The sequence below is a fragment of the Fibrobacter sp. UWB12 genome (assembly GCF_900142485.1).
Lineage (GTDB): Bacteria > Fibrobacterota > Fibrobacteria > Fibrobacterales > Fibrobacteraceae > Fibrobacter.
Genome location: NZ_FRAZ01000006.1, coordinates 266,346 through 285,802, shown reverse-complemented (window position 1 = coordinate 285,802; position 19,457 = coordinate 266,346). Strand labels below are relative to the sequence as shown.

Below are 19,457 nucleotides of genomic sequence, written 5' to 3'. Positions count from 1 at the left end.
AATGCGTGGCTGGCTTCTTCTTGTGGTTTTGGTCACTTTGCTTGTGTCTTGCACCAAGCATCCAGAAGTGGACGACTTCAAGCAAATCCAGCTCCATTGGAATCCGGTTGACCAGGCTGCCGAAGCCTCGGAATCGAAAGACAATTGTGTGATTGAAATCACTTCATTGGTGATGCGCGATCCGGTAGTGACTAAGTCCAAGCTTGTTGAAATTTCTTACGATGTCGCTTACCGCATTGATGAAAACGGCGCTCTCGCCTTTAATGGCCGCTGTAGCGACGAACGGTTTAGCGATTTGCAGGAATGTTCTTGGCAGGCGACCTGCTCTGCCGGTTCGACTTCCGTTGTAAAATTTCACAACGAACGATAAATCTGTGCACTAACCTATTGATGTGTATAAAGATATCTTTATAGAGGTTCAAACCGCCCGCATTGTCTCGTGTTGGATGAGAAAAGGAATGTTGTCTTGAGATGGCGCGAGGTGCTGTTTGACTTAAGGATTTTCTGTGAAACCGATTTTTGAATATACTGATTATCGCGAATGGATTAGAGATGCTTTTGAAGATTTCAAAAAGCGTAAGACCGTTATATCCTGGCGATACATGGCTATGAAACTCGGTGCGGATCCAGGAAACCTTCTCCGTATTTCGCAGGGCAAGATTCACCTTGCGGTAAACTTCATCAAGCCGATGGCTGAATTTTTCGAGCTTGACGAAAAGGAAGCGGCCTACTGGTCGGAACTCGTGTACTTCGGACGTGCAAAGAGCGACCAGGAAGCGTTGAACCATTATGAGAAGATGCAGGCCTTGAAAGGTATCCCTTTGAAGCGTCTTGCCAAAAAAGAACTGGAATTTTACCGTCATTGGTACTATAACGCTATCCGTTCCGTAATCGGTATTTGTAATTTTAAAGATGATTATGAAGGGCTCGCGGAGTCTTGCACGCCGGCAATCACGGTGGAGCAGGCCAAGGATGCTATCAAGCTCCTCCACGACCTGAACATGATTTCTGAGGGAAAGGACGGGTACTGGAAAGTGAATGATACGTTTGTGAGTACAGGTGGCAACTGGAGATCCGAAGCTGTTCGGACATTCCAGAAAGAAACGATTCGCCTTGCGGGTGAATCGCTTGAACGCCATGCACCCCCTCTTCGCGATATCAGTACCGTGACGATGACGTTCAACATGAACGACATCCAGCTCATCCGTGAAAAAATCAAGGAGTTCCGTTCGGACCTGCTCCGTCTGTCGCAGGATGGAACTGGCGATGATACCGTGTTCCAGCTGAATGTTCAGCTGTTCCCGCTTGCGTTTACCAAGAAATTACAGGAGAAGTCAAAATGAAACGGCTAGCCTGTATAATTTCAGCTCTCTTGCTCTGGAGCTGCTCGGGCGGTCCTGGCAGCGAGACGACGAACGGCATTTGCGGATTCGCCTATGTTGGCGATGGCCGTGTTGCTTCGTATGCAAGAGTTGCTATTCGAAATGTTGACCACACGACGTCCGTTGACAATGCGACAAATGAAATCGTTAACGCAGATTTCTATGCCGACGCTAATGGATATTTTGAATTTGAAGCGCCGAAGGGCGATTACCGCCTGACGATTGTGCATGGTGGTTCTGCCTTTACAGGGCTTTATTCTTCGGATGACGATGCGAACTTTGATTCCCTGAAGTTGGAACCCACGGCTTCTCTTGGCGGTTATGCCGATGTGCCTGATAGCTGCAACTTTGTTTGGGTCGGCGTGCGCGGTATGGACGTGCTGGTGCGTTCGGATTCGCTTGGCCGCTTCCAGTTGTCGCAGTTGCCTCCCAATGATTCGTTGCAGGTGTACTTCTTGCGCGGTGACAATAATACCGTGTATGGCGATTTGTCTGTAAAATTGAATCCGAGTGAAAACGAAGAAATTGACTTGCTGCCGAATCCGTACGAAGGCAAGATTACGTTTGTTGCCGTTGCCGATGGCAAGCCCGTGCCTTATGCATCCTTGGCAATCCGTAAGGCTAATGCTCGTGTAGATTCCTTGCATGTGAACAATGTTATCGTCAAAGCGGATGTTTATGCCGACAAGGATGGCGTGTTTGCAATTGATTCCTTGAGTGACGGCGATTACCGCTTGACGGTTGTGCAGTCGGGTTCTTCTTATTCCAAGGTACTCTCGGCAAAGCAAATTGCCCAGCTCGATACGGTCAAGTTGCAAGAGACTTCGAACTACATGAGCCGCGTAACACTCCATGCTGGCGATAAGTATGCTTGGGTGGGCGTCTATGGTTTGGATGTCATGACGAAGACAAACGAAGAAGGCATTTTCTCGCTTCCGATGCTCCCGACAACGGATACGCTTGAATTTTATGTTGTTGATAATAAAGATAGTTTATATGTAACTAAGAAAATTGAACCTTCTGCAGGCTCCGCTGAATTTGACTACCCGTCTATTGTATTGCAGGATTTTGAAGGCGATACGGCAGGTTGGTACTTTAGCGTGGATTCCATTGGTTCCAAGGTCTTGTCCAAGGCTTTTGAAACTGATAAGGACCGCAAGTCAAAGGTATTCCATGGCAAGTACAATCTGATTGGGACGAACAACATTTATGCTTGGGTTGTAACGGGTACGTTGCTTCGTTCTGAAGGCTGGAACTTCTCTTCGCTTGATTCCATTGCGTTCTATGCGAAGGGTTCCGGACAGATCCGTGTGTCGCTCGAAAACTGGGATAAAGAATCGGAAGTGAAAGGGGTTTCGCTCAAAGCCGCCTCGGAATGGATAGATCTGAATTCGCAGAAGTGGACGCGATATGTCATCAAGTCCGGGGATCTATGCTATAATTCCCAGGATGTAAGCAACTGCTATTTCACATGGAATTCGCTTAAGGACGATGTCCGCCAGTTGCATTTCTTCGTCCGCAACGGATCTGAATTCTATTTGGATGATATAGTGCTCTACGGCGCGCTTTTCTAAGATTTAAAAACCATACTTTTAATAGCATGCCCTTTTAAGATAGGTCTGAATTAAGTATCTTTGTATACATGCAGTCTATTGAATCAGAAGCAAAAATTGCCCAGGAATATCTCGCCCGCATCGCAAAGGATGCCGAGGCGAAGTTTGATGAACATCTCCCCCCAGTAAAGGACCGTCCGTGCCGTCTGCACGAGGCTATGCGCTATTCCATGTTCGCAGGCGGCAAACGCTTGCGTCCGGGACTTGCCAAGGCCACGTTCGACATGTTTGGCGGCAAGGGAGACAAGATTTGGCTTGCGACGAGCGCTCTCGAAATGCTCCACACGTTCAGCCTTATTCACGATGACCTTCCGTGTGTCGATAACGATGACTACCGCCGTGGTAAGCTCACGAGCCACAAGAAGTTTGGCGAAGCGACAGCCGTGATGGCGGGCGATGCTCTCTGCATTCACGCATTCGAAATGATGGGCAAGACCGGTAACGCAAAGGCTATCGAACTCCTTGCTCACTTGCTCGGCACTTACGGCATGATCGGTGGCGAAATGACCGACATCGAATGTGAAGGCAAGACTGTCGATCTCGAAATTGTCGATTACATTCACTACCACAAGACCGCAGCATTGATTGAAGCTGCACTCTTGGTGGGCGCTATGCTTGCTGATGCAAGCGAAAAGGATATGGAAATCATCCGCAACTATGGCCGCTCTATCGGGCTTGCCTTCCAGATCGTGGATGATATTTTGGACATTGTCTCTACGACCGAAGAACTTGGCAAGGATGCCGGGTCTGACATCGAAAAGGGCAAGGCTACTTACCCGTCCATCGTTGGACTGGAAAAGTCAAGGGAACGTGCAAGGGAACTTTACGAGGAATCCATCAAGGCTTTGGACAGCCTCAAGTGCGATACCTCTATCCTCCGTTCCATTGCAGCATACATCATTACCCGAGTGAAATAAATGGAACTGAAAGACGTAAAGTCGCCTCAGGACTTGAAGCACTGCTCTGTTGAAGAGCTTTACCACTTGGCTTCGCAGATTCGCGAAACCATTATTGGGCAGGTGGCCAAACATGGCGGTCACCTGGCATCGAGCCTTGGCGTTGTTGAACTGACTCTTGCGCTTCACTACGTGTTCAATGCACCCGACGATAAAATCGTGTGGGACGTAGGGCACCAGGCGTACGTGCACAAGTTATTGACCGGCCGTTACGACCGCTTCGATACCTTGCGCCAGCAGGGCGGTATTTCCGGATTTCTGAAGAGGAACGAAAGCGTTTACGACTGCTTTGGGGCGGGGCATGCGACGACCTCGATTTCGGCAGCTCTTGGCTTTGCAGTTGCACGCGACCATTTCAACCGTAACAACAATGTTGTTGCTGTCATTGGCGATGGTTCCATGACGGGCGGTATGGCTTACGAGGCTATCAATAACGTTGGCGCCTCCAAGCAGAACATGACCATCATCTTGAACGATAACAAGATGAGTATCGCTCCGAACATTGGCGGTTTTAGCAAGTACCTGAACCGCGTGATTTCGGATCCGGTTTACAACAAGATGCGTACCGACCTGGATCGCGTGATGAATCGCTTGCCGGGTATTCTGGGTTCTCGCTTCCGTGACCTCTTCTTGCAGGTCGAGAATGCGGCGAAGAATGCCGTGAAGCCGGGACGCTTCTTTGAAGACTTGGGCATCCGTTATTTTGGTCCGATTGATGGTCACGATATCGATGAACTTGTGATGATTCTCGAACGCGTGAAGAACCAGCAAGGCCCGTGCCTTGTCCATGTGCTCACGGAAAAGGGCCGCGGCTTTGACGCTGCCGAAAAGAATCCGACAAAGTATCACGGTTGCAGTGCGTTCGATCCCGAAAGTGGTCTCCCGCTTGCTCCGGGCAATCCGAACCCCTCCCTTACAAGTGTGTTCGGCAATACGCTTTTGGACCTTGCTAAGAAGGACAAGCGCATTATGGGTATCACGGCTGCAATGCCTACGGGCTGCGGCATGGATATCGTCGCAAAGGAACTCCCGGACCGCGTGATTGACGTGGGCATTGCCGAAGAGCATGCTGTTACGTTTGCGGCGGGCATGGCTTGCGATGGCGTTGTACCTGTGGTTGCGATTTACTCGTCGTTCATGCAGCGCGCCTACGACCAGATTATCCACGACATTGCTTTGCAGAATTTGCATGTGGTGCTCGTGCTTGACCGTGCCGGTCTTGTCGGTGCGGATGGTCCGACGCATCATGGCGCTTTCGACTTGTCGTTCTTGCGTACGGTTCCAGGAATTACAGTCATGGCTCCTTCCAACGAAAATGAATTGCGCGACATGTTGATTGCCGCAATCGATATGGAAGGTGTTGTGGCAATCCGCTATCCGAGAGGCACTGCGCTTGAAGCAGAACTCAAACCCTCGGAAGGACCGTTTGATTATAAAAGCCCCAAGATTCTTGAGAAGGGCTCTGGCATCTTGCTTTTAGGTGCTGGCTTCATGACAAATGAACTCAAGAAAACAGCCTCCGTGCTTCGTGAAAACGGATACAACCCGACGCTCGTGGATGCCCGTTTTATTAAGCCGCTCGACCAGGAATGCTACCGTTCGTTGTTCGACAATCACAATGTCATTGTGACCTTGGAAGACAACACGCTTGTGGGTGGCTATGGTTCAGCAGTTGCGGAACTATTGTCCGACCTCGGCTATACGGACAAGAAGCTGTACCGGTTTGGTCTTCCGGACAGATTCGTTGAACAGGGAGAAATCAAAGCTCTCTACAAGATCTTGAAAATTGACGGGGAATCCGTCGCCAAACAGTTGATGGAAAAACTATGAGTGAAGAAGAAAACAAACCGAAGCGTACTGTAAGAATGACGCTTGACCGCAAATTTGGAGTTAGCGAAGCTCCTGAACGCCGCCCTCGTCGTAACGACGACGACCGCGGTTCCTTTGGCGACAAGCCCTTTGGCCGTGGCGATCGTGGCGACCGTCGTTTTGACCGCGACCGCGGCGACCGTCGCTTTGATCGTGGTGAACGCCGTTTCGATCGCGACGACAATCGCGAAGACCGCCCGTTCAACCGTGAAGAACGCCGTGGTGGTGGCCGCTTTGATCGCGATCGCCGTCCGCGCCGCTTTGGTGACAAGCCGTTTAACCGTGGCCCGCGCCGTGATGGTGCCGTGAACGCTCCTGTTTATCGCCAGCGTCCGGAACAGAAGGAAGCGGTTGACGAGAACTTGGATGAAGCCGCTCTCGAAGCACGCGCAGCACAGATCGAAACTGTTGAAGATTCCGTGGCAACACCGCCTTGGTTCAAACGCCTCATCGCCTGCACGACAGAAAAGGGTCGCGAACGCGAAGGCAAGTTCCTTGGCGAAGGTGTTCATGTTGTCGAAGAACTCGTGAAGCACCACCGCGAACTCGTGATTTCTGTTTACGTTGTCGAAGGCTTTGAAAATGAAGAACTCATCGAAGCCATTAACGAAGCTGAAATTACGCTCCACACCCTTACCGAAGATCAGATGAAGCGCCTCTCTTCGACGATGACGACGCAGGGCATCATTGCTTACTGCAACATCGCCAGCAAGAAACCGGTCTACGAAACAAGCCGTAGCGTGCTTACGCTTGTGGACGCCGTGCAGGATCCGGGTAACCTCGGTACGCTCTTCCGCACGAGCCTTGGTTTCAATTCTTCGGGTATGATTCTCGGTCGTGGTACCGTAAGCCCGTTCAACCCGAAGGTTGTCCGTGGTTCCTCGGGCACGTTCCTCCGCGTTCCGTTTGAATTCGACGTCGACCTTGTAGACCAAATTAATTTCCTCCGTAGCAAGGGCTACACCATCATCGCAACGGATTTGCATGCCAAGCAGTCCCTCCGCCAGATTCCGAGCCACAAGCTCCGCAAGATGGCTTTCCTCGTGGGTAACGAAGGTGCTGGCACGAACCCGTACTTCATCGAACTCGCCGACGAAACGGTGAAGATTCCGATGAGTAGTGAACTTGAATCTCTGAATGTGGCTGTCGCACATGGCATTCTCTCTTACGAAGCCGCACAGATTCAGGAGGAATTGAAGTAATGACGTGCTTTTACGATCGCCTTGAACAGCGTATTGCAAAGTGCGGTAACCCGGTGTGCATGGGCATGGACCCTGTGCTCAAGCTTATCCCGCTCGAAGGCACTCCCGAAGACCGCATCAAGCGCTTCTATTCCGACATCTTGGAATGCTGCCTCAAGCGTAATGTGCAGCCTGCCGTCGTAAAGCCGAACAGCGCTTATTACGAATGTGTAAGCGTGCAGTCGATGCTCGTTTTGCAGCAGCTCATTGCCGATTACAGAAGTGCTGGCATCCCGGTTATCTTGGATGCAAAGCGTGGTGACATTGGCAAGTCCAGTGCAGCCTACGCCAACGCCGCTTACGATGTTTACCGTGCAGACGCCGTGACCGTTTCTCCGTGGATGGGTGCCGATTCCGTCGGTCCGTTCATTCGCGAAAATAGCGAAAACGGTGCCTACGTGCTCCTCCGCACGAGCAACAAGGGCGCTCACGACTTCCAGGATTTGCCGATCCGCGACGCTGCGGAAGCTTTCTATTCCGTTGCAGACAAGATTGTGGAATGGGACGCAGGCAAGGGTTACCTCGGTGCTGTTGTCGGTGCCACCAATCCGGGCGAACTCGAGAACATCACTCGTTACATGTCTCAAGAGAAGAAGTACGAAATCCCGTTCCTCATTCCGGGCGTGTCCATTCCGGGCGTGCCGGGCGGTCAGGGCGGCGATGCCAAGACTGTTCTCAAGGCTATCCAAAACGGTGGCGGCAAACGCAAGTTCCATGTGCTCAATTCGAGCAGTGGTCTTAACTTTGCTTGGCAGCGTAACGATACGCCGGCAAACTATGCGAACGATTGCGTCGATGCACTCGAAAAACTCGCAGAGGCCTGCCAACTATAATTATATTGATTCTTCTAAGACGTCATCCTGACCCTGGAGCATAGCGATAGGGGAAGGATCCAGGGCTTTACTTGATGGATTCTTCGACTACGTGCTACGCACTTCGCTCAGAATGACGTGGTGAGATGAATATGCGATATGTCCTTAGCTTCATAGTTGCCGTTGCGGTGATTGCGCTTGCGTTCCATTACGCAAAGCCGTTACCGGGCACGAACTTTGACGAATCCTTCTTGCCGAAGGCTTCGTCTGTTCGCTATGTGGCTGCAGGGCATGATGCATCGGTAGCGGGGCTCTTTTGGATCAAGGGCCTCACCGAACTTGGTGAAAGCTACCTCTCTGGCAGGGAATATGCGTATCTCGGCCATGTTGCCGAACTTTCGACGAGCCTTGATACGCTGTTCTATACGCCGTATTATTTTGTCGGTGGCGTAACTCCGATTGATGCTCCCGATACTTCTGATTTTTCTGTATTGCGCAGGGCAACTCGCGTTTATCCTGAAAATTGGCGCCTTGCCCTTTATTATGCGTTGCGCGTTGGTCGTGGACCATACCCCAACAAAACTGAAGCTGCAAATGTGATGCGCAAGTATTTCGATAGCCCGGATACGACGATTCCTGATCATATCCGCACGATTTACCGCAGCTTTGAACTTGATTCCATGCAGACCGAAACTGCTCTCGAAACAGTTTTGAACGATGTGTTCCAGCCGCGATTCAAAAAATTCCGCGCTAGTTTTTATACGAAAATCCTTAGGCTTCTTGGTTACAAGGGCTTAATTGTGGATTACAACAAGGACGAAAACTACCAAAAGGTCAAAGCCCTTGTCGATAACATGGTCGAAGGGAAAATTCCACCTGTTATCGTTTATAACCAGCTCCTCGCAATGAAAAAAGTCGAGGAACCCGCTCCCTTGGATACTACTGCCGCCGATACGGCTAAAGTAAGTGCTGCGGATTCTTTAGAAAAGAAATAATCTAATCCCCGCAGCGTGCGGAATTCTTCGGGAGTCCCATGAGTTCGAAGGCGGTCTTGCAACGGGCAAAGACTTTTTTTGCTTCGGTGGGATTGGTTTTCTCTAAAACCTTTCCGCGGTGGTAAAGAATGTTGGCTGTTGCAAAAGGTGTATTTGCTTCGACAGATTTTGCTTCGGCTTTGCGGTAGAGCGAATCGGCATTTCCCGATTTTTGCAAGTCTGCTAAACGAGCTTCAGTCCAGTAGTAAATGCCCGTATCATCATCGGTGCTCTTGCCGACCATCTTGAGTGCTTGGGCTGCTTTTTCGCCATTCTGGCTGCCAGCATAGGCAATTGCACATTCCGAATAAAATGCTCCTTGCAACTGGTCATCGAGCTTGTCTAGAACGTCTTCGTCGAAACCTTCGCAAAGTTTCACCGCTTCGCCATATTTTTCAGAGTCGTTTTTCAAGGCCATTTTCGCTTTGACGAGCATTGCCCTTGTTGAACGATCCAAGCCTTCGTTTTCGACGTAATTCAAGAGCGAATCAGCCATGCTGAAATCAAGGCTTCTGGTTCGGACTTGTCCCATGGCAATGATAATGCGTGCTTCAGAGCGCCTGTCGGCTTCTTTGCGGCTTGCAATGAGCGCACGATCCAGCTGCGAATAGCCTTTGGCAAAGTTCCCTGCTTTCAAGGATTTTTGTGCGCGGGCCGCGAGCTTTCCGGATTCCGAGGCGAATACTGCGGTTCCGCTAAGCGCAACGCAAAGAGCGAGTTTCAAGGCGTTCTGCATTACCATAGCGTCTCCACGACAAAGGGCACAGAATCATGCGTGGGTACGTTGCCTCTCAGGAGCCACATCTTAGACATGCCGTTCATTAGGTCGTCTGCACTCTGCAATGTGGATTCCGTCGTGTTCATAAAGTCTTGCAGTCCGGTCGTGACCGTACCGAAGTCTGTGACGAGGTGGTCTACACGTCCGACGGTAGAATCCATGGAATTGAGGAGCGTTGTAACTTTGTTCGGGAGTGGCTTGAAATCTTCAAGTAAAAGGCCTACGTTGTTCGTGACTTCGTTTGCTCGGCTCACTAGTTGCGGTACATCCGTTTTCATTGTATCCAGCAAATAGGATGTCTTTTTCAGGACGTTCTTGCCGAGGAACGTGATTTCGTCGAGGCGGTACAACTGACGGTTTAAGTTGTCGTACAGATTGCGTGAACCGAACAAGGCACCCATGGTGGTTCCGGTATCAAGCGCCATATCGACGAGTGTGTTGGCTGCATCGATAAGGGTATTTACACGTCCCAAAAGTTCATTGGTTGTTTCAAGGACTGTTTCGATGTCCTGTGCCTTGCCTGCAATGATAAAGTCCCCGTCTTGCAGTACGCGGCCTTTGCCCTTTTTAATGTCAATGTTGACGACACGAGCTGAAATTAAGTTCTGGTCGCGGATGGCGTAAACGGTAGCACTGTCGGTAATCAGGTTCTGGAATTCCTGGCGGATGGAAAATACCATGAGAACACCCATGCCGTCGTCGTTAATCTGCATGTCGGTGATTTGCCCGACTTCGACGCCACTAATCTGTACGCGTGTTCCCGGTCTAAGGCCGAGTGCTTTTTCGAAAGTACTGTGGAGCCTGTATTCCTTGACCTTGATAACTCTGTTAAAAAGGTAATGGTAAAGTACCAATGAAAAAATCATAATGGCAACAGTGCTGATAACGCCGACCAAGAGGCCGGACATTTCCATCCAGTTAATCTGTTTTATCTTTTGAAATGCCATTACTTTCGTGAAATATAAATAGATTATATTGTCAAATTGAATTTAATTGAATTTTTTCGAGGAAATATGGAATTTTTTGAATTTTTGAATACTGCAGTAACTCCGTACCATACGGTGGATGCTTTGAAATCGTATTTCAGAGAGAATTCCTTTGCCAATTTTGATTGTGGTAGCGCTCTTGAACCTGGAAAAGCGTATTTCGTGTGCCGTGGCGCGTCTATCATAGCTTTCCGCACGCCTAAAGCATGGAGCGAGGCTTCAAAGTTCAGGATAGCACTTGCGCATACGGATTTCCCGACGCTCAAGATTTCCCCGAATCCAGATGGCATGAATGCGGGCGTTTGTACGCTCCATACGGAGGTTTACGGTTCTCCGCTTTACACGAGCTGGCTCGATCGCGACTTGGGATATGCGGGCATGCTTGCTTATGTGGATGCAGCTGATGGACAAACGCTCAAGACGAAGTTGTTCCGCGGTGAAAAACTTTTCAGGATTCCGCAATTGGCAGTTCACTTGAATCGTGGTGTGAATCAGGATGGCCTCAAGGTGAATCCGCAAATAGATTTTAATGCGTTGTGGGTGGGCGCTTCGAATTGTAGCGCTTCTGAAAATCGCAAGAACTTGTTTGTGAAGGCTCTTGAAAAGGAACTCCCTGCAGGGGCGCGCTTGATAGATTTCGATGTGCAGTTGTTCGATGCCCAGCCTGCAAATCGTGGCGGGTTTAACGATGAATGGATTTATTCGGGAAGGCTCGATAACTTGAGTAGCTGCCATGCCATTGCCGAAGCGATTGTGGGTGCAAAGTCGGCTGAAAACGATTGCCTTGTGGCTTGCTTCTTCAATAACGAAGAGGTCGGTTCTACCACCCGCGAAGGTGCTGCTGGCAACTTCTTAAAGAGTGTTTTAGATTCTATCGCTTCGCTCCAGAATGACTGTCACCCTGGAGTGCGCGAGCACGATAGGGCCCAAGCGCCTCTCTCGTCTCTCGCCTCTCGTCTATCGTCAAGCATTGCTTTATCCATCGACATGGCCCATGCGGAACACCCGAACCACACGGAAAAGCACGAACCGAATCACGCCCCGCTGTTGGGCAAGGGCATTGTGCTCAAGACTAACGCACAAAAGCGTTACGCGAGTGATTTGATGAGTTCTGCGCAGCTTCGCCTGCTATGCGAAAAGGCGGGAATCCCGTTGCAGGTATTCATCACGCGAAACGACATGCCGTGTGGCAGTACGGTGGGTCCGACGGTTTCTGCAAATCTCGGAATACCGACAGTTGATATCGGCGAACCCATGCTCAGCATGCACAGCATTCGCGAGATGATGGCCGCAAGCGACCACGCGGACATGATTAAGCTTGTCGCGGCTCTTTTTTGCTAAAGAGCTTTGCTACAGGCTTTTCGACAACATATTTAAAGATTATTGCGACAACTAACGAAATGCCAAAGACAACGAGCGCGTAGCTGATGTAGTATGCTGCGGCATCGAAGAATGTCTTTGCGTTATCGAACTTTCCAATAAGTTCTCGTTGCCATGGTCTTGTGGCTCCGATGACCAACATGTGGAATAGGTAAATTGCAAACGTGCACGACCCGATGTAATTGATGATGCGGGTTGGAATGTTGTTTGCCTTAATGAAATTGCCCAATCCATAGACGGTGATAAACATTCCTGTTGCCGTGATAAAGCAAGGCGAACATTGGAGCCAGCGGAAGCGATTGTTGACATAGCCGTATTCGGAGAACATGTAATTTTGCAGGCCGAACTTGATGAAAAATCCGAGTAAGTAAATTACGATTCCAATTGCAAAAAGTTTTTTCTGTCGATTGTCGAACTTGCGGATGAACAACGAAAGTTCATAGCCGAGAATGAGGAATATGGTGCAGTAGCCCCAAAGGAATTTGTCGAGATCGAACATGCTCATTTTAAAGAAATACTGAATGTCGCCAACTACGGCGCCTGCAATAGCGATTCCAAGTAAAATGCGTCTTAATTTGTTCTTTTGCGGATTGTCTTGGCAGACAAATGCAAGCATCGGGAAAAAGAAAATAAAGGACATGTAAGTACAAATGTACCACAGATGGTCTCCTGGAGCGAGCCTGAAAATGAATCGTCCAAGGTAATCCCAGTCTGCGTTTGCAATGGACGGCAAATGTTCCGTGAAATAGCGGTAGAAAATGCTAATCAGAATGTAGACAACAGTCGGAATGTAAACGCGCGACAGGAAGGATTTTGCCTTGTAGGGGAATACTTGGATAATGTCGGAATCGCTTTTGATTCTCCCGAAGAAAAAGAAACCCGTGACCAAGAGAAATAGCGGAACATCGTCTGCGATAAATGTCGAAAATGCAAGCCTTCCGCTTACAATGGCACTGTTTTCTACAACGCCTAGCTGGCTATGCGCCATAATAACGAGTAAGCATGCGATAATTCTGACGAGTTCAATGGAATGGTCTTTGCTCTTTATCTGGGGCATCTTTAATCCTTCTCCTTTATTCATGCGCTGAAATTTATAAAATAGGAACAATGTAAATGGCAAGCGTTTAAAAGATTTCTATAATTCGTAGACCAATTCACCAAAAAGACTTAATATGCAACAAATCTCAAAAGAAATAGATAATTTTTTGACGCCCGACGATACCAAAATCATGAAGGGAATCGCAATCATCTGGATGCTTCTCCATCATCTTTGGTTTTTCCCTGTTCGAATTCCAGGTGGCGGGTTCGATAGCCTTTTTACCGTTTTCAATATACCGGCGGTCACTTATTTTGGCATTTTTGGCAAAATTTGCGTTCCGATGTTTTTCTTCTTTGGCGGTTATGGCGTTTATAAAAGCTCCTTTGGGAAACGTTACGATATCGTAGGGCGCCTCAAGAGACTTTATTTCACTTATTGGAGCGTTTTCCTTGTATTTATTCCGATTGGTTTTCTCTTCTTTTCTTCGCAAGACCCTTATTGCGCGGATCCGTTTATTTATACGCGATATAGCAGGTTTGTACATAGGGAGGTGATTTCGAACTTTTTAGGTTTTACATCGACCTATAACAGGGAATGGTGGTTCCTGATAAGTTATGTATTCGCTTTGGTGACTTTCCCGTTTATCAGGGCTATTATCGACCGATTCTCTGCACGAGTCAATATTTTCCTAGCGGTTGTCGTTGCTTTGCTGTTTGCTCATATTTTCCCTGGCTTGAAAACGGTGACTGCTCTTGGCGTTCTCGGAAATAGCCACATGTACCTTCGATTCTTCTGCCAGATTGCGCCTTATGCCGCTTGCTTCTGGATGGGGGCAATTGTTGCGAGAAACGGACTTCTTGATCGTTTGAATAATTCTGCAAAGCAACATGGACTTTTGACTCCTTTGACGGATATTGCTATTTGGTGCCTTGTTATTGCCATGCGTCAAAATGAAGTGGGCGATATCTTTGATATCTTCTTTATTCCGGTCTTGACTGTTGCAAGCATGGACTTGTTGAATCGCACCAAACTCTTGAAAAAGGGAATCTGGTATATTGGCCGCCAAAGCACTTATATGTGGCTTATCCATTCGTTCTTCTGCTACTACTTTGGATTGCCGGCAAAGATTGTCACAGCAACGGGATTGGCTATTCCGTCCCTTGTGACCCTTATTGTGATGACGTATATCGCTTCGATTCTTTTGGGATATTTCTGGAAAGGAGTTGGTATTCTTTACCAAAAAGGCAATTCTATAAAGATCAGTTTTAAACGTTCGGGAGTGTCCAGTGAAAAATAAGGCTATTCAATATTTTTTGATATGGGGTGTTATCTGTCTCCTTGCGAACTTGTTCTGCTCGAATGCGGCCGCTTTTGGTGGCGACCAGAATTATTGGGTAGATTGGGTCAAGCAATTATCAAAAAATGGGCTTGAGCGCTTTAACGGCAACTATCCTCCGCTTTACGTTTTTTGGCTGTGGATCGTGGCGCAAGTTCATAACTTGGCGAACATCCCGATAGAAAAGGGAACGCTCATCAAGTTCTTCTGCCTTTGGCCTGTTTTCTTTGGCCATGTGGGGCTTGTAGATTTGGCGAGCCGTTTGGTGGCGCGTTATAATTTGCCGAAACTTTCTGCGCATTTGGCTCTCGCCTTTGTGGCTTTGAATCCGGCGCTTTTGCTCGATGGCCCGATTTGGGGACAGGTAGATTTGTTCCCTTGCATTTTTGGAATCGCGGCTCTTTATTGCATCAATTTCCGCGGCTTGCTCAAATACGCTTCGATGTTCTTTGCGCTTGCGCTCTTGGCAAAGTTCCAGATGATTTTGCTTTTGCCGATTTTCGGCGGCATTTTCCTCCGTCGCTATAAGCAGTCCTGGCGCGGTCTCCCGCTCATGGCGGTTGCAATTGTACTTGTGCTCTTGCCGTTCTTTGTGGCAGGGAACTTGTCGGGGCTTTTGACTCACGCTTACTTGAATACGACGGAACAGTACCCGTTCTCGACTTACAATGCTGCTAACATTTGGATGTTCTTTGTCGGCAATACGAGTCGCGATGCAAATCCGCTTTTTGGACTTTCTCCAGAAGGAATCGGCTTTTTGCTTTCGCCGTCGTGGATTGGAAAGATTTTATTCGTGATTGTCTCGGCATATATTTTGAAGTGTGCTCTTTTTGCAAAGACGCTCCGCCGCACGTTTGAACTTGCAACTTGGGAAGCGTTCGCGTTCTTCCTTGTGCTGCCGGGCATGCATGAACGTTACTTGATTTACGCAGTTCCGTTTGCTTGCGTGTGGATGGTTCTCGAAACAAAGAAGGCTTGGATTTGGACTTTGCTTGTGACTGCCGTTTGTGCCATGAACATTTCCATGGTCAACGGCTTCAAGGGCGCTGATTTGTGGGTCCCAGTTTCGGGGATTGCGATACTTGTTTTTGTGGCCGGCATTGTGCATAATTTTGCACCGAAGGCGTTCCCTGCGTTGATTGAAAAACTTGCCCGTATTCCGTTCCCGCGCTTTACGCCATACGTGGTACTTGCGCTGTTCCTCTTCCCGATGCTCATCGCTGAAATTGTGGGACTCATGCCGGTGAATGTGGAACTCCGTGATAACCAGTTCTACCTTACGGATTTACCGATTGACCATTACACGCAACAGTACGGTAGCCCGAAAAAGGGACGTTCGGTCGATGGTGCAACGCTTACGGTTCGTGGTCAGCAATACAAGAATGGTATTGGCACGCACGCCAATTCTGAATTGTTCTTTAAGATGCCGGCCGATGCTGATTCGTTGGAATTTGTTGTTGCCGTTGATGATGAAGCAGGTGGCGGCGGTTCCGTTCGCTTTATTGTTGCAACTCCCGAAGAAACGCTTTGGAAAGGTGATGTGGTCTTTGGCAATAAAAAGCCGCAATCGGGTAAGGTCTATATCGGCGGCAAGCAGACGATTATCCTCAAGGCCGATGCTGATGGCGATAACGCTTATGACCATGCGGATTGGCTGAACATCATCGTGACAAAGAGGAAGTGATGAACAAAGTTCTTGGTTGGCTGAAATCGTTCGACGTTGCCAAAGTTACGGTTGTGCAAATTGTTTTGGCGATTGTTTTGTTGCTTGGCATTTTTGCTCGAGTCTATATGTTTGGCTCTGTGCCAGGCGATATCAACCAAGACGAGGCTTTTGCCGCTTATAACGCCTACACGCTCTTGCACCATGCGGCGGATTCTTACGGCTACCGCTTGCCGGTTTATTTGACTGCCTGGGGTTCCGGCATGAATGCGCTTGAATCGTATTTGATGATTCCGTTTGTTGCGCTTTTCGGCATGCATGTCTGGGTGATTCGCATGCCGATGCTCTTGGTGGGGCTGTTATCGCTTGTGGCTGTTTTCTATTTGATGCGCCGCTTTACGAACGTTCGCATTGCTTTGGCGGCTACATTCTTGCTTGCTATTTCTCCATGGCATGTGATGCTTTCGCGTTGGGCGCTTGAATCAAATTTGGCTCCGGGATTTGTGCTGTTCGGGCTTTTCTTTTTTGTGAAAGGTCTCGAAAAGCCAAAGTTCCTGATTGCATCGGCTGCATTTTATGGCCTTTCACTTTATGCGTATGCGACTATCTGGATTGCAGTTCCGTTTATTGTTTTGGTAAACGTACTTTATGGGCTTTGGACAAAGTCAATAAACAATAATCGTTACACGTGGATTTCGCTTGGCGTGCTCGCCATGCTTGCGCTGCCGCTCATACTTTTCATGCTTGTGAACAAGGGTGTCATTGCCGAAATTCGTTTGCCGTTCATTAGTATTCCCAAGCTGGTCTATTTCAGAGCAAGCGAAATTTCGTTCCAAAAGATTCCCGAAAATTTCATGAATCTCTGGAACATCTTGAAAAATCAATCGGATGGACTTCCTTGGAATTATATAAGAAATTTCGGGCTTTTCTATCCGGTAACGCTTGCGTTTTTCTTTGTCGGACTTGTGGAAAACATTTGGCAGGCGGTCCGTGATGTTCGTGCGCGCAAGTTGGGACTATCTGTTTTTATGCTCGCTTGGTTGTTTGCCGCATTTGCTATTGGCATTTTAATCAGTGTCAATGTGAACCGCGTAAACCTGATTTTCATCCCGATAATTGTAATGGCTGCACAGGGGATTATTTTGGCGTTTAGCTATATCCATCCCAAGATGATTTACGTGCCGCTGGTGGCGTACCTCTTGAGCTTTGCAAATTTCGAAAGGGAGTATTTTACAAAGTACAAAGATCAAATTGCTTCGAATTTCTGCGAAGGCGTTGGCGATGCAATGGACTTTGCTCAATCTTTGGTGAGACCCGGTGGCAAGATTTATGTGGATCCGAACGTGAGCTATCCCCGTGTGCTTTTTTATGGCAAGGTGGATTTAAATTCGTACCTATCGACGGTTCGCTATATCAATTTCCCGAGTGCGTTCCTCTACGTGCACGAATTTGATCGCTATGTCTTTACCTTTGACTTGGGCAGAGTTGATAGTCATGCGATTTATCTCTTGGAAAATAAGGATTCCAGACTTTCAATGTTTGAACAGCAAGGGTTTACTGTACGTAATTTTGGAAAATATATTGTTGCTGTCCCCGCAAAATTACTCTGAGAAGTTGAAATTTGATATATTGGTGTTCGAAAAAAGCCGAAGAAGTTGAATATGCGAATTTCTACTGTTTTTAAGACATGTTCTTTGATGATGCTTATGGCCGTGGTGGGCTTTGCAAGACCTATCAACGATGGCAATAAGCTTTATGCCGCTGGTGATTATGCCGGTGCGCTTGAAAAATATATGAAAGCTAGGCAAGAGGAACCTGCAAATCCATTGCTCTTTTATAACATTGGGACGTGCCAGTACAAGCTCGGGAATTTCGAAGAGGCCAAGAAGGAACTCGAAAGTGCCGTGCGCATGCCCGATAAGGCAATGGCCGCCAAGGCTGCCTACAATTTGGCGAATACGCATTTCCGCATTGGCGAAAAGGCTCAGGAACCGAGTGCCCGTATTGCCGCTTGGCGTGAATCTGTCGCTTATTTGAAAAAGGCGATTGACCTCGACAACGATTTTGAAAACGCCAAGAAGAACGTTGAAATTGTCCAGCGCAAGCTCAAGGAAGAACTCGACAAGCAAAAAGAAAACAAGGACCAGAATCAAAACCAGAACGATCAAAAGCAACCTCCGCTGAGCGATAAGGCAAAACAAGTTTTGGCTCGTGCACTCCAGCTTTGCAAGGATGGTAAGTATGCCGAAGGCAAGCAAATGCTCGAGAACTTGATTGCTGAAGATGAAACTGCAAGCCAGTTGAGCGGTCACGTGCAACGCATTGATGACATTATTGAAATCAAGGCCGGTCGTAAGCCCAAGGCCAAGATTGACGCTAGCAACACCGACAACGATTTGGAGGTGATCTAATGGCTATGCTGAGACGAAAGACGAAAGACGAGAGACGAGAGAATTGTGTCATCCTGAGCGGAGCCGTTAGGCGGAGTCGAAGGATCTCTGTTGCTTTGTGCTTAGTATTGCTTTTGGCATCCGTTGCATTTGCCGCTCCGAAGTCGGCTTCTGCATACTATGGCGATGCTGCGTTCCAGTACATTGAAAATCGTTTGCCTACTGCAGAAATTACTTGTAACGAAGGCTTGCAATATTATCCGAACGATCAAAAATTGCAGATGCTCCTCGATCGCATTCACGAAGCGAAGGATGAGCAGAAGAACGAAAATAAGAAAAACGATCCTAAGAACGACCAGAATCAAGACCAAAATAATCAGGACCAAAATCAGGATCAGAACCAGGACAAACAAAACCAAGATCAGAATAAAGATCAACAAAATCAAGACCAGCAGAATCAGGACCAAAACCAGAATCAAAATGGTGACCAGAGTTCTTCTAGCGCCCAGAATGACCAAAATCAGGATCAACAGAATCAAGGTCAGAATGGTCAATCTAGCGACAGCCAACAGCAAAGTTCCGATAGCAATGGCGGTTCTGGTGAACAGCAACAGCCCGAACAGTCCGAAGGCAATTCCAGCGATAGCAACGGTTCCGATCAAGAACAACCGCAGCCGCTTGCGCCTGGTGAGTTGACTCCTGAAGAAGCTGCCCAGCTCCTCAAGGACTTTGACGAACAAAACGGCGAACGCAAGCCTTGGAAACCCGTCCGCGGCCAAGTCCGCCCTGCCAAAGACTGGTAAGGCGAATGTCACGAAAACAAGCTTGCTTGTTTTCATGACTGAGCAGCAAAGTCTAGCGCTCGCAGAGCGCAGCGACTGGTAAGGCGAATGTCGCGAAAACAAGCTTTAAAACCCGCCTTAGTGCGGGTTTTACTTTTTATGCAAAAATTTTTGGCAAAAGATGGTCTGTTTCAGA

At 48.3% G+C, this 19,457-nt stretch carries 17 protein-coding genes; 14 read left to right on the top strand and 3 right to left on the bottom strand.

The genetic code is table 11. The features are described from left to right. Window position 1: 1 nt before the first annotated feature. The 8 genes from BUA34_RS11170 (at window position 2) to BUA34_RS11135 (ending at window position 8,868) form a co-directional block, all read left to right on the top strand. Window positions 2-370 carry a hypothetical protein gene (locus tag BUA34_RS11170; RefSeq protein WP_072829584.1) on the top strand — a complete coding sequence of 123 codons (369 nt, stop codon included), beginning with the start codon at window positions 2-4 and terminating at the stop codon, window positions 368-370. A gap of 136 nt (window positions 371-506) precedes the next feature. Next, the gene (locus tag BUA34_RS11165) at window positions 507-1,343 is read left to right on the top strand and encodes a TIGR02147 family protein (RefSeq protein ID WP_072829582.1); all 837 of its coding nucleotides are present in this window, start codon (window positions 507-509) and stop codon (window positions 1,341-1,343) included. Further along, window positions 1,340-2,956, top strand: coding sequence for a carboxypeptidase-like regulatory domain-containing protein (locus BUA34_RS11160; RefSeq protein ID WP_072829580.1), 1,617 nt, complete (start codon window positions 1,340-1,342; stop codon window positions 2,954-2,956). The genes BUA34_RS11165 and BUA34_RS11160 overlap by 4 nt, the downstream gene beginning before the upstream one ends. Before the next feature lie 68 nt (window positions 2,957-3,024). Then, window positions 3,025-3,912: a polyprenyl synthetase family protein gene (locus BUA34_RS11155; protein WP_072829578.1), complete on the top strand. Its 888-nt coding sequence runs from the start codon at window positions 3,025-3,027 to the stop codon at window positions 3,910-3,912. Continuing rightward, window positions 3,913-5,781, top strand: coding sequence for a 1-deoxy-D-xylulose-5-phosphate synthase (gene dxs, locus BUA34_RS11150; RefSeq protein WP_072829576.1), 1,869 nt, complete (start codon window positions 3,913-3,915; stop codon window positions 5,779-5,781). It abuts the gene before it with no gap. Continuing rightward, window positions 5,778-7,022, top strand: coding sequence for a TrmH family RNA methyltransferase (locus BUA34_RS11145; protein ID WP_072829574.1), 1,245 nt, complete (start codon window positions 5,778-5,780; stop codon window positions 7,020-7,022). Before dxs ends, BUA34_RS11145 begins: the two co-directional genes overlap by 4 nt. After that, window positions 7,022-7,894 carry an orotidine-5'-phosphate decarboxylase gene (gene pyrF / locus BUA34_RS11140; RefSeq protein WP_072829572.1) on the top strand — a complete coding sequence of 291 codons (873 nt, stop codon included), beginning with the start codon at window positions 7,022-7,024 and terminating at the stop codon, window positions 7,892-7,894. The genes BUA34_RS11145 and pyrF overlap by 1 nt, the downstream gene beginning before the upstream one ends. Before the next feature lie 131 nt (window positions 7,895-8,025). Then, window positions 8,026-8,868, top strand: coding sequence for a hypothetical protein (locus tag BUA34_RS11135; protein WP_139255930.1), 843 nt, complete (start codon window positions 8,026-8,028; stop codon window positions 8,866-8,868). Between the two features lies 1 nt (window position 8,869). Here BUA34_RS11135 and BUA34_RS11130 read toward each other — a convergent pair whose 3' ends face one another. Next, entirely contained in the window at window positions 8,870-9,649 is a 780-nt protein-coding gene (locus BUA34_RS11130) for a hypothetical protein (RefSeq protein ID WP_072829568.1), read from the bottom strand. Further along, window positions 9,643-10,632 (bottom strand): MlaD family protein, encoded by a 990-nt coding sequence (locus BUA34_RS11125; RefSeq protein ID WP_072829566.1) that lies wholly within the window; start codon window positions 10,630-10,632, stop codon window positions 9,643-9,645. The genes BUA34_RS11130 and BUA34_RS11125 overlap by 7 nt, the downstream gene beginning before the upstream one ends. A gap of 66 nt (window positions 10,633-10,698) precedes the next feature. Here BUA34_RS11125 and BUA34_RS11120 point away from each other — a divergent pair, with 66 nt between their 5' ends. Continuing rightward, window positions 10,699-12,012: a M18 family aminopeptidase gene (locus BUA34_RS11120; RefSeq protein ID WP_072829564.1), complete on the top strand. Its 1,314-nt coding sequence runs from the start codon at window positions 10,699-10,701 to the stop codon at window positions 12,010-12,012. Here BUA34_RS11120 and BUA34_RS11115 read toward each other — a convergent pair. Beyond that, entirely contained in the window at window positions 11,984-13,108 is a 1,125-nt protein-coding gene (locus BUA34_RS11115) for an acyltransferase (RefSeq protein WP_072829562.1), read from the bottom strand. The two genes, BUA34_RS11120 and BUA34_RS11115, sit on opposite strands and share 29 nt — an antisense overlap. Window positions 13,109-13,223: 115 nt before the next feature. On the opposite strand from BUA34_RS11115, the gene BUA34_RS11110 reads away from it, so the two are divergent. From BUA34_RS11110 to BUA34_RS15925, 5 genes are read left to right on the top strand one after another with little or no spacing between them, the layout of a single operon-like run. After that, window positions 13,224-14,387, top strand: a complete 1,164-nt coding sequence (locus tag BUA34_RS11110) for an acyltransferase family protein (RefSeq protein ID WP_072829560.1) — start codon at window positions 13,224-13,226, stop codon at window positions 14,385-14,387. Further along, on the top strand, window positions 14,377-16,110 hold the full coding sequence (locus BUA34_RS11105; RefSeq protein ID WP_072829558.1) for an NPCBM/NEW2 domain-containing protein: 1,734 nt from the start codon (window positions 14,377-14,379) through the stop codon (window positions 16,108-16,110). Before BUA34_RS11110 ends, BUA34_RS11105 begins: the two co-directional genes overlap by 11 nt. Continuing rightward, window positions 16,110-17,699, top strand: coding sequence for an ArnT family glycosyltransferase (locus BUA34_RS11100; RefSeq protein ID WP_072829556.1), 1,590 nt, complete (start codon window positions 16,110-16,112; stop codon window positions 17,697-17,699). Before BUA34_RS11105 ends, BUA34_RS11100 begins: the two co-directional genes overlap by 1 nt. Before the next feature lie 51 nt (window positions 17,700-17,750). After that, window positions 17,751-18,500, top strand: coding sequence for a tetratricopeptide repeat protein (locus BUA34_RS11095; protein WP_072829554.1), 750 nt, complete (start codon window positions 17,751-17,753; stop codon window positions 18,498-18,500). Further along, the gene (locus BUA34_RS15925; RefSeq protein ID WP_175545453.1) at window positions 18,500-19,282 is read left to right on the top strand and encodes a hypothetical protein; all 783 of its coding nucleotides are present in this window, start codon (window positions 18,500-18,502) and stop codon (window positions 19,280-19,282) included. The genes BUA34_RS11095 and BUA34_RS15925 overlap by 1 nt, the downstream gene beginning before the upstream one ends. The last annotated feature ends 175 nt before the right edge of the window (window positions 19,283-19,457 follow it).

Excerpts from the sequence above, each read along its gene's own strand:
- BUA34_RS11170 (WP_072829584.1), top strand. The coding sequence starts at position 2 with ATGCGTGGCTGGCTTCTTCTTGTGGTTTTGGTCACTTTGCTTGTGTCT.
- BUA34_RS11160 (WP_072829580.1), top strand. The coding sequence starts at position 1,340 with ATGAAACGGCTAGCCTGTATAATTTCAGCTCTCTTGCTCTGGAGCTGC.
- BUA34_RS11155 (WP_072829578.1), top strand. The coding sequence starts at position 3,025 with ATGCAGTCTATTGAATCAGAAGCAAAAATTGCCCAGGAATATCTCGCC.
- dxs (WP_072829576.1), top strand. The coding sequence starts at position 3,913 with ATGGAACTGAAAGACGTAAAGTCGCCTCAGGACTTGAAGCACTGCTCT.
- BUA34_RS11145 (WP_072829574.1), top strand. The coding sequence starts at position 5,778 with ATGAGTGAAGAAGAAAACAAACCGAAGCGTACTGTAAGAATGACGCTT.
- pyrF (WP_072829572.1), top strand. The coding sequence starts at position 7,022 with ATGACGTGCTTTTACGATCGCCTTGAACAGCGTATTGCAAAGTGCGGT.
- BUA34_RS11135 (WP_139255930.1), top strand. The coding sequence starts at position 8,026 with ATGCGATATGTCCTTAGCTTCATAGTTGCCGTTGCGGTGATTGCGCTT.
- BUA34_RS11130 (WP_072829568.1), bottom strand. The coding sequence starts at position 9,649 with ATGGTAATGCAGAACGCCTTGAAACTCGCTCTTTGCGTTGCGCTTAGC.
- BUA34_RS11125 (WP_072829566.1), bottom strand. The coding sequence starts at position 10,632 with ATGGCATTTCAAAAGATAAAACAGATTAACTGGATGGAAATGTCCGGC.
- BUA34_RS11120 (WP_072829564.1), top strand. The coding sequence starts at position 10,699 with ATGGAATTTTTTGAATTTTTGAATACTGCAGTAACTCCGTACCATACG.
- BUA34_RS11115 (WP_072829562.1), bottom strand. The coding sequence starts at position 13,108 with ATGCCCCAGATAAAGAGCAAAGACCATTCCATTGAACTCGTCAGAATT.
- BUA34_RS11110 (WP_072829560.1), top strand. The coding sequence starts at position 13,224 with ATGCAACAAATCTCAAAAGAAATAGATAATTTTTTGACGCCCGACGAT.
- BUA34_RS11100 (WP_072829556.1), top strand. The coding sequence starts at position 16,110 with ATGAACAAAGTTCTTGGTTGGCTGAAATCGTTCGACGTTGCCAAAGTT.
- BUA34_RS11095 (WP_072829554.1), top strand. The coding sequence starts at position 17,751 with ATGCGAATTTCTACTGTTTTTAAGACATGTTCTTTGATGATGCTTATG.
- BUA34_RS15925 (WP_175545453.1), top strand. The coding sequence starts at position 18,500 with ATGGCTATGCTGAGACGAAAGACGAAAGACGAGAGACGAGAGAATTGT.